The following is a 13,382-nucleotide window of genomic DNA, read 5'->3' as shown; positions in this document are numbered from 1 at the left end:
GCCACCGGAGCGGACCCGATCTCGACTAGTTGACATAATGTAGATTATCGACCTGGCAACCTGGCCCGGTTGTCGGTCCGTTCGGACGGCCGGATGCAGGGCAACGGCACCCTGCGCAACCCGGCCTCGGACGCGGTCACATGCCGCCGGCCACCCGCAGCACGGTTCCGGTCGTGTAGGAGGCGTCCTCGCCGAGCAGCCAGACGATCGCGGCGGCGATCTCGTCGGCCCGACCGGCGCGACCGAGCGGGATCCGGCCGGCGGCCCGCTGCGCCCGGTCGGGTACCCCGGAGATGGTGTGGATCTCGGTGTCGACGACGCCGGGCGCGACACAGTTGACCCGGATGCCCCGGGGTGCGAGTTCCTTGGCCAGGCCGACGGTGAGGGTGTCGGTGGCGGCCTTGACGGCGGCGTAGTGCACGTACTCGCCGGGGCTGCCGAGGGTGGCGGCGGCCGAGGAGACGTTGACGATCGCCCCGCCGGGCCGGAGTCGGCGGGCGGCCTGCTGGGCGCAGAGGACATACCCGATGAGGTTGACGTCGACGACCCGGCGCAGGTCGGTAACGGTCAGGTCGACGAACGGACCGATCGGGCTGGTGACCCCGGCATTGTTGACCAGGCCGGTCAGTTCGCCGAGCTTCTCGGCGGTGTCGAAGAGTCGTACCACCTGGTCGGGGTCGGTGGTGTCGGCCCGGACGGCGTGGCCCTGCCGGCCGGCGGCGGCGATGTCGCGGAGTACGGCGTCGGCGGCGTCGCTGTCGCGGCGGTAGCAGAACACGACGTCGTGTCCGGCGGCGGCGAGTCGTCGTACGGTCGCGGCGCCGATTCCCCGGCCGCCGCCGGTCACCACCGTCACCGGAGTCATGGGCCTCTCCCCCTCGAAGTCGTTCGCGGTCCCGGGTGTCTATTCTCCGCAGGTCCGACAGATGGCGATCGTGCCAGGTGCGGATGGGCCGGAGGTGGTCGGGCCGGTCCGCTCCTGCGGTTTGTTGATCTCGGATGGTGTGTTTGTCTCGACGTTGTCGGGCCGGCCTGGTAGTAAGTCATGAATCAAACAGGTGTACGGAAGAGGGATCTGATGGCTGCCGCGCGTACCGCCGACCAGGGGTTGTCCACCGAGGAGTTGCAGCAGATCAGGGACGCGTTGGCGGGTGGCCGTAAGCCGAAGGTGGTGTTCACCGAGTCGGCGGGGCAGATTGCCGGCCAGCTCGGTCAGGTGGTGGAGTTGACCGATCCGGAGGTGTCCGAGGAGTGGGTGGTGGTCCGGTTCGGCCGGGACGAGTTGCCCTTCTCCCCCACGGATCTGGCGGTGGCGCCGAAGGGTGCGACGGCGCGGCGCCCGGCGGCGAAGCCGGAGCCCGAGCCGGTCGTCGAACCAGAGTTCAAGATTGTCAGGGAGCCGGTTCCGGCGCCCCGCGAGGAGGCAAAAGTGACCGCAGTGGACAGTCCCCCGGCCGCACCGGCGGATGGTGAGGGTGAGGCGAGGCCGGCGGCCCGGCGGCCGGTGAAGGCGGCCAAGCCGAAGGGTCCGGCGGGGCTGACGGTCACGTTGACGTATGCGGACGGTGAGTGGACGCTGGCGGCGACGCAGGGGGCGAAGTCGCTGGCGAAGCCGTACGTGATCAAGCCGGCCGAGGCGTTGAAGATGGTGGCGCTGATCGACGTGCCGGGGGTGCACGAGGCGGTGGAGCAGATCATGGCGGTGGAGCGGCGGGAGGCCGAGCAGCAGGCGGAGAAGCTTCGGGCCGAGTTGGCGGAGATCGAGGCGCGGCTGGCGGAGTTACGCGACGCGGGCTGAGTGCCGCTGCCGTCCGGTTCGACATCTCGGGCCGGTCGGCGGGTTGGTCGCTCCGGGCCGGGCGGGTTGGTACGCTCGGTCCGGACCGTGACTGGCGTGCTGGGATGGGGTCAACCATCGGGAAGCGGTCCCGTCGAGTGACGTGTGCCGTGCGCCTGGGCCGTTTTCTTCTGCCCAGGAGGCTTTTGTGGCCAGTCAGCAGTTGTCACAGCTCGGCACCGAGTCCGTCGCGTTCCGGGCGGCGTTGGACGTGGTGCGTGCGGTCGAGCCCCGGATCGCGGACGCGATCGGTGCGGAGTTGGCCGACCAGCGCGAGTCGTTGAAGTTGATCGCTTCGGAGAACTACGCGTCGCCTGCGGTGTTGTTGGCGATGGGTAACTGGTTCAGCGACAAGTACGCGGAGGGTACGGTCGGCCGGCGGTTCTATGCCGGTTGCCGCAATGTCGACACGGTGGAGTCGGTCGCGGCGGAGCATGCCCGGGAGTTGTTCGGGGCGGCGCACGCGTACGTGCAGCCGCATTCGGGGATCGACGCGAACCTGGTGGCGTTCTGGGCGGTGTTGGCGGATCGGGTGGAGTCGCCGGCGTTGCGCCGGGCCGGGGTGCGGCACGTGAACGAGTTGACCGACGGGGACTGGGCGGTGCTCCGGCGGGAGTTGGGTGACCAGCGGATGCTGGGCATGTCGTTGGACGCGGGCGGGCATCTGACGCACGGGTTCCGGCCGAACATCTCGGGGAAGATGTTCGACCAGCGTAGTTACGGGACGGATCCGGAGACCGGGTTGCTCGACTACGACGAGGTGCGCCGGATCGCCCGGGAGTTCCGGCCGCTGATCCTGATGGCCGGTTATTCGGCGTACCCGAGGCGGGTGAACTTCCGGCTGATGCGGGAGATCGCGGACGAGGTCGGGGCGACGTTGCTGGTGGACATGGCGCACTTCGCCGGGTTGGTGGCCGGGAAGGTGTTGACGGGTGACTTCGATCCGGTGCCGTTCGCGCATCTGGTGACGACGACGACGCACAAGTCGTTGCGGGGTCCGCGGGGCGGGATGGTGTTGTGTGGGCCGGAGTTGGCCGACCAGGTGGATCGGGGTTGTCCGATGGTGCTGGGTGGGCCGTTGCCGCACGTGATGGCGGGTAAGGCGGTGGCGTTGGCGGAGGCCCGCCGGCCGGAGTTCGGGACGTACGCGGGTCGGGTGGTGGAGAACGCGGTGGCGTTGGCGGAGGGGCTGTTGCGCCGTGGTGCCCGGCTGGTGACGGGTGGTACGGACAACCATCTGCTGCTGGTGGACGTGTCGGGGTACGGGTTGACGGGGCGGCAGGCGGAGGCGGCGTTGTTGGACGCCGGGATCGTGACGAACCGGAATTCGGTGCCTCGGGATCCGAACGGTGCCTGGTACACGTCGGGGATTCGGCTCGGTACGCCGGCGTTGACGTCTCGGGGGCTGGGGGTGGCCGAGATGGACGAGGTGGCCGGGTTGCTGCACACGGTGTTGTCGGAGACCCGCCCGGGGGTCGGGCCGGACGGTGCCGGGTCGAAGGCCCGGTACGTGTTGGAGCGGGCGGTTGCCGAGCGGGTGGCGGGGCAGGCCGCCGACCTGCTGTCGAACTATCCGCTGTATCCGGTGGTCGACCTGGGGTGACCGTGGTCGACCACGGGCGACGGCGGGCGGCCTGGCTGAGCTGACAGCGGCGCCGGGTCCGGCCGGTGGCCCGGGTGTGCCCGCACGTCACGCCTGTTGGCTCGTCGCGGTGCTCGGCGGAGTGACCCGCATCCGCCGGCCGGGGCCGGGGCCGGGTCGAGATCGGTGGTGGTGGCGGTAACCCTCACGGCGGTCCGTGGCGTCTTTGCTGGCGACGGGACCGGGAGGGTGGATGCGAGAGTCGCGTGGCGCGGACTTCGACGACTTCGTCCGGACGCGGTCGGTGACCCTGTTACGGGTCGCCTATCTGCTGACGGGTGATCGGCACGAGGCGGAGGACCTGCTTCAGGAGGTGCTGGAGCAGGTCTATCTGCGCTGGCGTCGGGTGCGGACGGTGCCGGAGGCGTACGCGCGGCGGGCGTTGGTGAACCGGGCGGCGAGTCGGTGGCGGCGGCGGGCCAGGCGGCCGGAGCGGGCGTTGGGTGATGTCGATCCGTCGACGCCGGACCGTACCGAGGACGTGCTGGTCCGGGAGTCGGTGGTGGCGGCGTTGCGGTTGTTGCCGCACCGGCAGCGGGCGGCGGTGGTGCTCCGGTTTCTGGAGGATCTGTCGGTGGCGGATGTCGCCGCCGCGCTGGACTGTTCCGAGGGTGCGGTGAAGAGCCACACGGCGCGGGGGTTGGCGCGGCTGCGGGCGGTGTTGGCCGGTACCGGTCTCGTCTCGTCTGTTTCCAACGGTGCCGGGGGTGCGCGATGACGATCGACGACGTGGATGTGCGGGGTGCCCTGCGCCGGGCGACGGCGCACCTGGGTGAGCCGCCGGGTCTGCTCGACGACGTACGTCGGGGTGGGCGGCGGCGGGTGGTGCGGCGGCGGGGTGTGTTGGCGGCCGGTCTGCTGGTGGTCGGGGCGGCGTCGACGGGTGGGGTGTTCCGGTGGGCGGGCGGTGGTGGCCGGGTCGAGGTCGCGGCGCCGCTGTTCGACCAGCCGTCCCGGGGCGATCTGGCCGGTAACGAGGTGTTCGTGCGGCGGTTGCTGGAGGTGTGGCGGCAGGCGATGGCGGACACCGATTCCGGGGTACGGGGGGCGCCGCACGTGGTGTGGGCGGGTGGTACCCCGGCGGGGCCGGCGGCGTTCGTGATGCAGCGGACGGCGGAGCATCCGGTGGTGGCGTCTCCGGGTGGGGCGCGGCTGGCGGCGGTGGCCGCGTTCGTGGAGTCGGTCGGGAACGGGTTGCGGGTGATGACGGTGGAGCAGGTCGGCGAGGACGGGTTGGACGGCAACTCGCAGGCGGCGCTGCTGGGCGAGAACCGGGACGTGCTGCTGGTGCTGGACGTGGGGCGGTCGGTGGAGTTCTCCGGGGATTTGCGGTTCGCCGCCGACGGGCGGGTGGTGCGGACGTTCGTGCCGGTGCGGTTCCGGGACGGGGCGGCGGTGTTGGCGGTGCCGCCGCAGCGGGAGAAGATCACTGTCGCGTTGTTCCGCCGGCCCGGTGGTCGGCGGGACCTGGTGCATCTCAGCAACGCCTGGGAGATCCTGTTCGTACCGAGGCGGCACCGGCCCTCTCCCCCGCTGCACGAGCACGTGTTGCCGGGTGCGGAGGCGGTGTGGGGCGGCGAGCCGTCGGAGGTGGTGCAGCGGTACGTTGACGAGCCGGATTCGCTTGCCGACTTCTACGACCGGTGGGGTACGCACACGAACGACGGTTCTCCGCTGTTGACCGTGTACGGGGTTTCGCCGGACGGCCGGCTGCTGTTGGTGACGACGGTGCAGTACGACGACCATCCGTCCCGGGTGATTGCGTTGTTGGGGCCGGCGGGTGAGCCGTTGCGGCCGGTGGCGGGCGTGGTGGTCGACTGGTCGGCGGTGTTGCCGGTGCGGCTGCGGCTGCCGGACGGGCAGGGCACGGTGGTGGCTGCCGAGGGGGCAGCGTTCGGGTATCGGGTCGTCGGCGGTGGCGGGTGGCGGGACGCGGGCCGGGATGCGGCTCTGTTGCCGGCGGCTGCGGTGGAGGTGCGGGTGACGCCGTCGACCGGGCCGGCTCGGACGTTTCCGCTGCGGTGACGGTGCGCGCGAGCACCTGCCAGGAGTGGGCGGCGGTCGGAGATGGTGGCGACGGGTGTGTCGGCGGCGGTGACGGTCGGCGGACGGACTTGCGCCGCGCCGGGAGCCGACACCTCCGGCTCCTGGCGCGGCGGGGTTCATCCGGCGTGCGCGGTGGCGGTGGTGTCGGCGAGGCGTTCGTGTGCGTCGGCGAGGTCTTCGGCGGTCGGGTCGTCGTCCTGGGTCAGGTTGCGTCGCCAGTAGCCGGTGAAGTCGATCGACTGTTTCGGCAGTCCACGGTCGTCGACGAGGTGCCGTCGCAGGGCGCGTACGGTGCCGGCTTCGCCGGCCAGCCAGGCGAAGACCGTGCCGGCCGGGAAGGTCGCGGCGCGTACGGCGTCGAGCAGCAGGCTGCCGTGGGTGGCGGGCGGGTCGCCTCGGTGCAGCCAGTGCAGGGTGAGGTCGGCGTCGGTGTCGAACCGCTGTTCCTCGGCGGGATCGCGGATCTCGACGTAGGCGTGGGCGCGGCTGCCGGCGGGCAGCGCCTCGACGATGGTGCCGATGGCCGGGAGGGCGGATTCGTCGCCGGCCAGCAGCATCCAGTCGGTGCTGCCGAGCGGGACGGGGCGGGCGAAGACCGCCGACGGGCCGAACATGCCGATGGTGTCGCCGGGGCGGGCGGACTGGGCCCACCGGGTGGCGGGGCCGGCGTGTTCGTGCAGGGTGAAGTCGATGTCGACGAGGTTGCCGTGCGGGTGGTGGGCGCGGATGGTGTAGCTGCGGGTCCAGGGGCGTTCGGGTTCGGGGATGTCGGCGAAGCCGGCGTACCAGCGCCAGAGGTCGGGGTCGGGGTCCGGTAGCCGGGGGCGGTGCTGGTCCGGCCTCGGGAAGTAGAGCTTCACCTGCTGGTCGGGGCCGTCGAGGTGGAGGTCGGCGAGGTCGTCGCCGGTGAAGGTGATCCGGGCCATCTGTGGGGTGACCCGGGCGACGTCGGCGACTCGGATGTACCGGATCGGGATCTGTGCCATCGGGGCCTCCGGAGGTTACGGAAGTCGGTGCCCTGTGCGAGCCTTTCGCTTCAATTGTTTCATTGAAGTCCTTGGTGAGACTTGGCTCGGACGTTGGCGTGGTGGGCAGCCTGCGATGGCGGGGAAAGTCTCAAATCGCCGGAGTAACCTGCCGGTGGCCGGGCGGGGTGGTCACGGGTGCGGGATGTTGGCGACTCCGATCCGCTTGCGGAAGACCCAGTAGGTCCAGCCCTGGTAGGCGAGGACGACGGGGGTGAAGAAGGCGGCCACCCAGGTCATCACCTTGAGGGTGTAGGGGCTGGAGGCGGCGTTGGCGACGGTGAGGGTGCCGGCCGGGTCGGTGGTGGAGGGCAGCACGGTCGGGAACAGCGCGGCGAAGAGGGTGGCGACGGTCAGTCCGATCGCGGCGGCGGTGCCGACGAAGGCCCAGCCCTCCCGGCGTACCCGGGTGGCGGCCAGCATGCCGGCCAGGGCGACGGCGGCGGCGACCGCGAGTGCGACGGCGGCCGGGGTGTTCCGGATGGTCAGGCCGACGGCCAGGAAGGCGCCGGTGGCGAGGGTGGTGGCCAGGGCGCTTCGGGCGGCGAGCCGGCCGGCCCGGGCCCGGATGTCGCCGGTGGTCTTGAGGGCGAGGAAGACGGCGCCGTGCGTGACGAACAGCGCGGTGGTGGTCGCCCCGCCGAGCAGGGCGTACGGGTTGAGCAGGTCGAGGAGTCCGCCGGTGTAATCGTGGTGCGCGTCGAGTGGTACGCCGCGTAGCAGGTTGCCGAGGACGATTCCCCAGATCGCGGCGGGGATCAGGGAGCCGAGGAAGATGGCGGCGTCCCAGCGGGCCTTCCAACGGGCGTCGGGGCGCTTGTGCCGGTATTCGAAGGCGACGCCACGGAAGATGAGTGCGAGCAGGACGAGCAGGAACGGCAGGTAGAAGCCGGAGAAGAGGCTGGCGTACCAGCCGGGGAAGGCGGCGAAGAGGCCACCGGCGGCGGTGATCAGCCAGACCTCGTTGCCGTCCCAGACCGGGCCGATGGTGTTGATGAGTACCCGGCGTTCCCGGTCGTCGCGGCCGAGGACGGGTAGCAGCATGCCGACGCCGAAGTCGAAGCCCTCCAGGATGAAGTAGCCGGTGAAGAGGACGGCGATGAGCAGGAACCAGACGGTGGGCAGGTCCATGGTGGACTCCGGTCGGGTCGGTCGTGGTCGGATGGGCGTGGCGTGGGGTGGCGGGGCCGGTTTCAGTAGGCGAAGGCGAGTGGCCGGTTCTCGTCGTCGTCGGCACCGGGTGCGGGTTCGGGTGGCGGGGTGGTGTCCGGCAGGCCGGCGCGGGCGTACCGGAGCAGCAGCCGGACCTCGACGACGGCGAGGGTGGCGTAGACGAGCGTGAAGGCGGTGAACGAGGTGAGTACCTCGGCCAGCGAGACGCTGCGGGAGACGCCGTCGCGGGTGAGCATCTCGCCGAAGACGACCCACGGTTGGCGGCCCATCTCGGTGAAGATCCAGCCGAAGCAGTTCGCGGCGAGTGGTAGGACCGGCATGACCAGGCCGGCCCGGACCAGCCAGCGGGAGTTCGGGGTACGGCCACGGCGCTGTGCCCAGAGCACCCATGCGGCGATGGCGGCGGCGGCCAGCCCGAAGCCGATCATGAATCGGAAGCTCCAGTAGGTGACCGGGATGACCGGGGTGTAGCTGCCGGGGCCGTACTGGGCGACGTACTGGGCCTGGAGGTCGTTGATGCCCTGGACCTGGCCGTTCGGGTCACCGGTGCCGAGGAACGAGAGCAGGTACGGGATCTTGATGGCGAAGAGTTCGCGGTCGCCGTCCAGGCTGCCGACGGTGAGTACGGAGAACGAGGCGGGCGCCTCGGTGGTGTAGAGCGCCTCGGCGGCGGCCATCTTCATCGGCTGTACCTGCGTCATGATTTTGCCTTGCAGGTCGCCGGTGATCACGACGGCGACGGCGGCGGCGAGGGTGACCCAGGCACCGAACCGGGCGGCGAACCGGAACGCGGCCCGGTCCTCCCCCGCCGTGGTGTTCCCGTCCGTCGCCGGGTCCTGCCGGGCGCCGGCGTCGCTGCCGGCCTCGTCGGCCTTGCGTCCGCTCGGGCGGCGCAGGTGCCAGAGGGCGATCGAGACCATCAGCGCCCCGGCGACCAGGAAGCAGCCGGCGAGGGTGTGCGGGAAGGTGACCAGGGTGACCTTGTTGGTGAGTACGGCGACGATGTCGGTGAGTTCCGCCCGGCCGGTGTCGGGGTTGATCCGGTAGCCGACCGGATTCTGCATCCAGGAGTTCGCGGCCAGGATGAAGTACGCGCTGAGCGTGGAGCCGATCGCGGCGGCCCAGATGGTGGCCAGGTGGATCCGGCGGGGCAGCCGGTCCCAGCCGAAGATCCACAGGCCGAGGAAGGTGGATTCGAGGAAGAACGCGAGCAGGGCCTCGATCGCCAGCGGGGCGCCGAAGACGTCGCCGACGAAGCGCGAGTAGTCGCTCCAGTTCATGCCGAACTGGAACTCCTGCACGATGCCGGTGACCACACCCATCGCGAAGTTGATCAGGAAGAGCTTGCCGTAGAACTTGGTCAGCCGCAGATAGCGCAACTCCCCCGTCCGGTGCCAGCGGGTCTGCAGGATCGCGACGAGCACCGACAGGCCGATGGTCAGCGGTACGAAGAGGAAGTGGTAGACGGTGGTGACACCGAACTGCCACCGGGCGACGTCGAGCGCGTCCACGGTTGACCCCCAGGTATTTACTACCGGACGTAGTAAATACTACCTGTCGTCGTAGACGGTGCCACTGGGAGGTCGATCACGTCCGCCGGGCGCGTACCGCCCGCACGCCGGACAGCCGGCCCCACCCGACGGTCCCCCGACCGGCAGGTGCGACATTCCCGCCCCGGGCCTCGCGGCCGGCCGGTCCGTGCGACGATCGACCGCTGATGGAGACCACCACCGCCGCACCCTGGCGCGCCCCCCGCTTCTGGCTGTTCCTCCAGGTGCTCGCCCGGGGCGTGGTCGGGCTGCTCGCCCGACTGCGGGTCACCGGCGACGTGCCGGACGAGCTGCGACGCGGCCCGCTGATCCTGGCCGCCAACCACGTCAACCCGTTCGACCCGGTCGTGCTGACCGCCGCCTGCCGGGTACGCCGGATCGCGCCCCGGATCATGGCCACCGGCGGGGTGTTCCGGGCCCCGATCGTCGGCTCCGCGATGCGGGCCAGCGGACACATCCGGGTCGACCGGCGTACCCCGCACGCCGGGCTCGCCCTGGAGCACGCGGCGGCGGCCGTCACGCACGGCTCGGTGGTGCTGGTCTACCCGGAGGGGCGGATGGGGCTCGACCCCGGCATGTGGCCCGAGCGGGGCAAGACCGGCACCGCCCGGCTCGCCTTCGCCAGCGGCGCCACCGTGGTACCCGTCGCCCAGTGGGGCGCCCACGAGGTGCTGCCGTACGCCGCACCGCGCGGGATGCTCCGGGCGGTCGGCCGGGCGATCGTGCGCCGGCCGGTGATCCGGGTGCACTTCGGGCCGCCTGTCGACCTGTCCGGAATCGACCCGGCCAGCCCCGGCGCCGCCGCCCGGGCCACCGACGCGATCATCGAGGCGCTCACCGTCAACCTGGTGCCGCTGCGCACCGACGAACCCGAACGGCCCCGCTACGTCGACCCGACCCGGCCGACCGAGACCCGCCGCCAGCACCGACGCCGCCCCGACCAGAGCTAGCGGCTGTCTTTCCCGGATCGCCCTGGCGGGCGCCGTCCGGATGCGATCGCCGCCTGCGACATTCCCACCAGGAAGGCGGCTGGACAGGGTCTTCACCGAGGCCGGCGACCCGCGCTCAACGCAGGGTCGGCACCTCACCACCGGCCAGCCGGTCGACGCCTGCGCCGGGCAGGCCGGCCGTCCAGCCCGCGACGGCCTCGGCGAACCGGATCGGATCCGGTGCCGCCGGACCGAGGCCGATGGCGTACCGGGTCAGGTCCGGGGCGGTCTCGAACGGGCGCGGCCAGGCGTGCGGCTCCGCCGTCCCGGCCCGCTCAAGAGCGGCGAGCAGGGCGACGATCCGGCCCCGGACCCGGCCGAGCGTCGCGGTGAACGCCTCGCCCCGGACCGCCCGTACCGTGACCACCGCCCAGGACGCGTGCCGGCGGTGCAGCGGCGGCGGGGTCAACAGCGCGGCGGCCGGATCCGGTGCGGCAGGCGTCGCGTCGAGCAGTTCCCATGCGGCGTAGAGCTCTCGGGTCAGCAGGTCCCGGCCGGCCACGGAGACCTGCCCGGAGCAGAACCGGACCGGCGCGCTCGGGGTCAGGATCCGCACCGGCGAATCCGTGTCGGGCCCGGTCGACAAGCCGTCCACACCGGCCGGACCGTCGGCGTGGCCGTCAGCGGGGCCGTCGGTCGGGTGCAGGGCGATCGGCGTCCGCCAGTCCCAGGCGGCCCAGTCGGCGAAGAACTGCCGGAGCAGCTCGGCCGGTGGCAGGTCGCCGGCCTGGCGTACGGTGCGGGCGGCCAGTACGGTCCAGGCCAGTCCGGGCAGCCCGCCGAACGGCGCCGAGTCGAGGCCGCGTACCCGCGCCCAGGCCTTCACCTGCCGGGCCAGCCCGACGAACGCGGACCGGTGCGGGTGGACCGCCGCGAGCAGCGCCTCCGCGTCGCCGACCGCGCTCAGCGCGACTGCCGACGCCGTCCCCAGCTCGGCTCGGCGGGCCACCGCCGCCGCCACCGGGACGTTCCCGGAAGCGGCCACCACCAGGTCGACGTCCCGGTCACCGACCCGCATCCGCAGTCCCGGCACCCGGGCGCCGACCACCTGCCGCAGCCCGGTCGCGGCGGGCAGTCCGGCCCGCACCCGGGCCTGCACCGCCGACAGGTCCAGCTCGCCGGGCAGCGCCAGCACCAGGTCCAGGTCGGCGCCGGGCAGGGCGCAGCCGAGTCGCCGCGAGCCGACGACGTGCACCACCGCCTCCGGCAGGCCGTCCCGCAGCCGCGACAGCACCTGCGAGGTCAGCGGATCGGGCCGCTCTTCCCCGGGTACGCCGGGATCGTCCGCGCCTGATCCGGACCGGCTCGGGCCCGGGCCGGTCGCCGGCCAGCCGGTCGGGTCCGGGTCGGCCGGTTCGGCGTCGAGCGAGCCGGCCGGTTCGGCGTCGAGCCAGCGCAGCTCGCCGGTGCCGAGGGTGATCGCCGCCCGGGGCCGCATCGGTTCGGTGCCCCGGCGGGACAGCAGAACCAGGTCACCGACCTGCGTCGACGTGTCGCCGAGCCGGGCGACGAGGTCGGCGACGAGCGGGCCCGGATCCGGCACCCGGCCCAGGGTCAGGTGCGGGACGTAACCGTCGAGATGCCCTCGGCACTGCGGGAACGCCCGCACCAGAGCCGACCACAGTCCGGTCCACGGCTGCGGGCCGGCCGCCGCCGGGTCGAGCCAGACGGTGTGGTGGTCGCGGTGGGCGAAGTCGCGTACTCCGGCCAGCCGGACCGGAAACGGCGCGGTGGCGGCGGCGACCTCGGCCAGCAGTGCCGCGGCCTGCGCGAAGGCGGACTCCGGAACGAAGCCGTAGAGCAGGTTGACGTGCGGCGGCCAGCGGTCGACCTGCGGGTCGTACCGGCGGCGGATCTCCTCGATCGCGGGCCGGCAGGCGGCCGGTGGAAGCCACGCGACCGCCGTACGGGCGGTCGGCAGGGCGTCGACGCCGGGCCGTCCCGTTCCCGCGTGCGGCTGACCGTCGGCGCCGGGCGGCTCGTGCTGGCCGGACGGGTCGGCGAGTACAACGTCCACGGCGACGCCGTAGTGGTCGGAGACGAAGAGGCCGTCCGGGGTCGCCGGGGCGTCGCCGAGCAGGACGGCCGCGTCGGCCCGCAGCCCGGTGCCGCGCAGCAGTACCCGGTCGAGCCGGGCCGGCCGCCCGGACAGGGAGGAGACCGCCGCCAACGGGTTGACCAGTGGATCGAAGGTCGGGGTACGGTCACCGGCCCCGTGTACGTCCGCCCAGGCGTCCCGTACCTCCGGCAGGACGCCGGGACCGGTCCCGCCGTCGTTGAAGTCGCCGAGCAGGACCACCGGACCGTCGATCCCGGCCAGCGCCTCGGCGAGCCGGGCCAGTTCGACCTGGCGCCGGGCCGCCCCGCCCTCGGTGTGGTCGCTGGTCAGGTGGGTGGCGACCACCACCACCGGGCCGGCGGCGGTCTCCACGGTGATCGCCGCGACCCCCTTGTGCGGGCCGAGCGGGTGCCGGCCGGCCTCCCGGACCGGCAGACGGCTGAGCAGCAGCAGTCCGGTGTCGTCGACGTCCCGGCCGGTCGGGTCGGTGTCCACCGTGTAGCCGGCGCGGACCCACGGGGTGCCCAGCAGCAGGTGCAGCAGGTCGGCCTCGACCTCCTGGAGGGCGATCACGTCCACGTCGGCGCGGTCGAGCGCGGCCAGCAGCAGTGGCCGGCGTCGGACGGTGTCGATCCGGTCGCTGTCGTAGCGGTCCCAGAGGGTGTTCCAGGTGAGTACCCGCAGCCGGGCCGGGCCGCCGGGGTGGGCCGGGATGCCGGACCGCGCGGGTGCGGGGTGCCAACCCTCGGTCGGGGCGGCCGACCAGCGCACCGGCGTACCGGCGGTGAAGATCGGTGCCCGGAGCAGCCGCGCGACCCGGCTGCGGCCGGCCCGGGCCGAGTCGATCCGGTCCAGGCCGGCGACCCGGTCCCAGACCACCTCGCCGTCCGCCTCGATGAACAGCACCCGGTGCCACGGGATGTCGCCGCCGGGCGTGAACGCGGGCAGCGGCACCCGTTTCGGGGCGGTGCCCCGGACGTTCACCCCGAGCACGAACCGGGCCGGGTCGAAGCGTGGATCCCAGCGGATCCGGTGGTAGATCTCTTCACTGGTCCGCACGG

10 protein-coding genes and 1 riboswitch are annotated in these 13,382 nt (G+C 72.5%); of the genes, 5 read left to right on the top strand and 5 right to left on the bottom strand.

From position 1 onward, the window contains the following. Positions 1 to 136: 136 nt before the first annotated feature. The gene (locus Pen02_RS12685) at positions 137 to 865 is read right to left on the bottom strand and encodes an SDR family NAD(P)-dependent oxidoreductase (protein ID WP_203866180.1); all 729 of its coding nucleotides are present in this window, start codon (positions 863 to 865) and stop codon (positions 137 to 139) included. Positions 866 to 1,078: 213 nt separating this feature from the next. On the opposite strand from Pen02_RS12685, the gene Pen02_RS12680 reads away from it, so the two are divergent. The 4 genes from Pen02_RS12680 (at position 1,079) to Pen02_RS12665 (ending at position 5,504) form a co-directional block, all read left to right on the top strand. Beyond that, positions 1,079 to 1,798 carry a hypothetical protein gene (locus Pen02_RS12680; RefSeq protein ID WP_203866179.1) on the top strand — a complete coding sequence of 240 codons (720 nt, stop codon included), beginning with the start codon at positions 1,079 to 1,081 and terminating at the stop codon, positions 1,796 to 1,798. A 77-nt stretch (positions 1,799 to 1,875) separates the two neighbouring features. Further along, positions 1,876 to 1,966: riboswitch (ZMP/ZTP riboswitch) on the top strand. A 19-nt stretch (positions 1,967 to 1,985) separates the two neighbouring features. Next, entirely contained in the window at positions 1,986 to 3,440 is a 1,455-nt protein-coding gene (locus tag Pen02_RS12675) for a glycine hydroxymethyltransferase (RefSeq protein ID WP_203866178.1), read from the top strand. A gap of 232 nt (positions 3,441 to 3,672) precedes the next feature. Further along, complete coding sequence (locus Pen02_RS12670; RefSeq protein WP_203866177.1) at positions 3,673 to 4,197, top strand: SigE family RNA polymerase sigma factor; 525 nt, start codon at positions 3,673 to 3,675, stop codon at positions 4,195 to 4,197. Beyond that, entirely contained in the window at positions 4,194 to 5,504 is a 1,311-nt protein-coding gene (locus tag Pen02_RS12665) for a hypothetical protein (RefSeq protein WP_203866176.1), read from the top strand. Before Pen02_RS12670 ends, Pen02_RS12665 begins: the two co-directional genes overlap by 4 nt. 137 nt (positions 5,505 to 5,641) lie before the next feature. Here the strand turns inward: Pen02_RS12665 and Pen02_RS12660 are convergent, their stop codons facing one another. From Pen02_RS12660 to Pen02_RS12650, 3 genes are all read right to left on the bottom strand, one after another. After that, complete coding sequence (locus tag Pen02_RS12660; protein ID WP_203866175.1) at positions 5,642 to 6,511, bottom strand: siderophore-interacting protein; 870 nt, start codon at positions 6,509 to 6,511, stop codon at positions 5,642 to 5,644. A gap of 171 nt (positions 6,512 to 6,682) precedes the next feature. Continuing rightward, complete coding sequence (gene cydB, locus Pen02_RS12655; protein ID WP_203866174.1) at positions 6,683 to 7,681, bottom strand: cytochrome d ubiquinol oxidase subunit II; 999 nt, start codon at positions 7,679 to 7,681, stop codon at positions 6,683 to 6,685. A gap of 62 nt (positions 7,682 to 7,743) precedes the next feature. Next, on the bottom strand, positions 7,744 to 9,234 hold the full coding sequence (locus Pen02_RS12650) for a cytochrome ubiquinol oxidase subunit I (protein ID WP_203866173.1): 1,491 nt from the start codon (positions 9,232 to 9,234) through the stop codon (positions 7,744 to 7,746). 206 nt (positions 9,235 to 9,440) lie between these two features. Here Pen02_RS12650 and Pen02_RS12645 point away from each other — a divergent pair, with 206 nt between their 5' ends. After that, complete coding sequence (locus tag Pen02_RS12645; protein WP_203866172.1) at positions 9,441 to 10,223, top strand: lysophospholipid acyltransferase family protein; 783 nt, start codon at positions 9,441 to 9,443, stop codon at positions 10,221 to 10,223. A gap of 115 nt (positions 10,224 to 10,338) precedes the next feature. On the opposite strand, the gene Pen02_RS12640 is transcribed toward Pen02_RS12645, so the two are convergent. Beyond that, on the bottom strand, positions 10,339 to 13,380 hold the full coding sequence (locus Pen02_RS12640; protein ID WP_203866171.1) for a poly(A) polymerase: 3,042 nt from the start codon (positions 13,378 to 13,380) through the stop codon (positions 10,339 to 10,341). Between the last annotated feature and the right edge of the window lie 2 nt (positions 13,381 to 13,382).

This window comes from Plantactinospora endophytica, assembly GCF_016862915.1.
GTDB lineage: Bacteria > Actinomycetota > Actinomycetes > Mycobacteriales > Micromonosporaceae > Plantactinospora > Plantactinospora endophytica.
This window is presented reverse-complemented; position numbering and strand designations above follow the sequence as displayed.

Coding starts and splice junctions, on each gene's coding strand:
- Pen02_RS12685 (WP_203866180.1), bottom strand. CDS start 865: ATGACTCCGGTGACGGTGGTGACCGGCGGCGGCCGGGGAATCGGCGCC.
- Pen02_RS12680 (WP_203866179.1), top strand. CDS start 1,079: ATGGCTGCCGCGCGTACCGCCGACCAGGGGTTGTCCACCGAGGAGTTG.
- Pen02_RS12670 (WP_203866177.1), top strand. CDS start 3,673: ATGCGAGAGTCGCGTGGCGCGGACTTCGACGACTTCGTCCGGACGCGG.
- Pen02_RS12665 (WP_203866176.1), top strand. CDS start 4,194: ATGACGATCGACGACGTGGATGTGCGGGGTGCCCTGCGCCGGGCGACG.
- Pen02_RS12660 (WP_203866175.1), bottom strand. CDS start 6,511: ATGGCACAGATCCCGATCCGGTACATCCGAGTCGCCGACGTCGCCCGG.
- cydB (WP_203866174.1), bottom strand. CDS start 7,681: ATGGACCTGCCCACCGTCTGGTTCCTGCTCATCGCCGTCCTCTTCACC.
- Pen02_RS12645 (WP_203866172.1), top strand. CDS start 9,441: ATGGAGACCACCACCGCCGCACCCTGGCGCGCCCCCCGCTTCTGGCTG.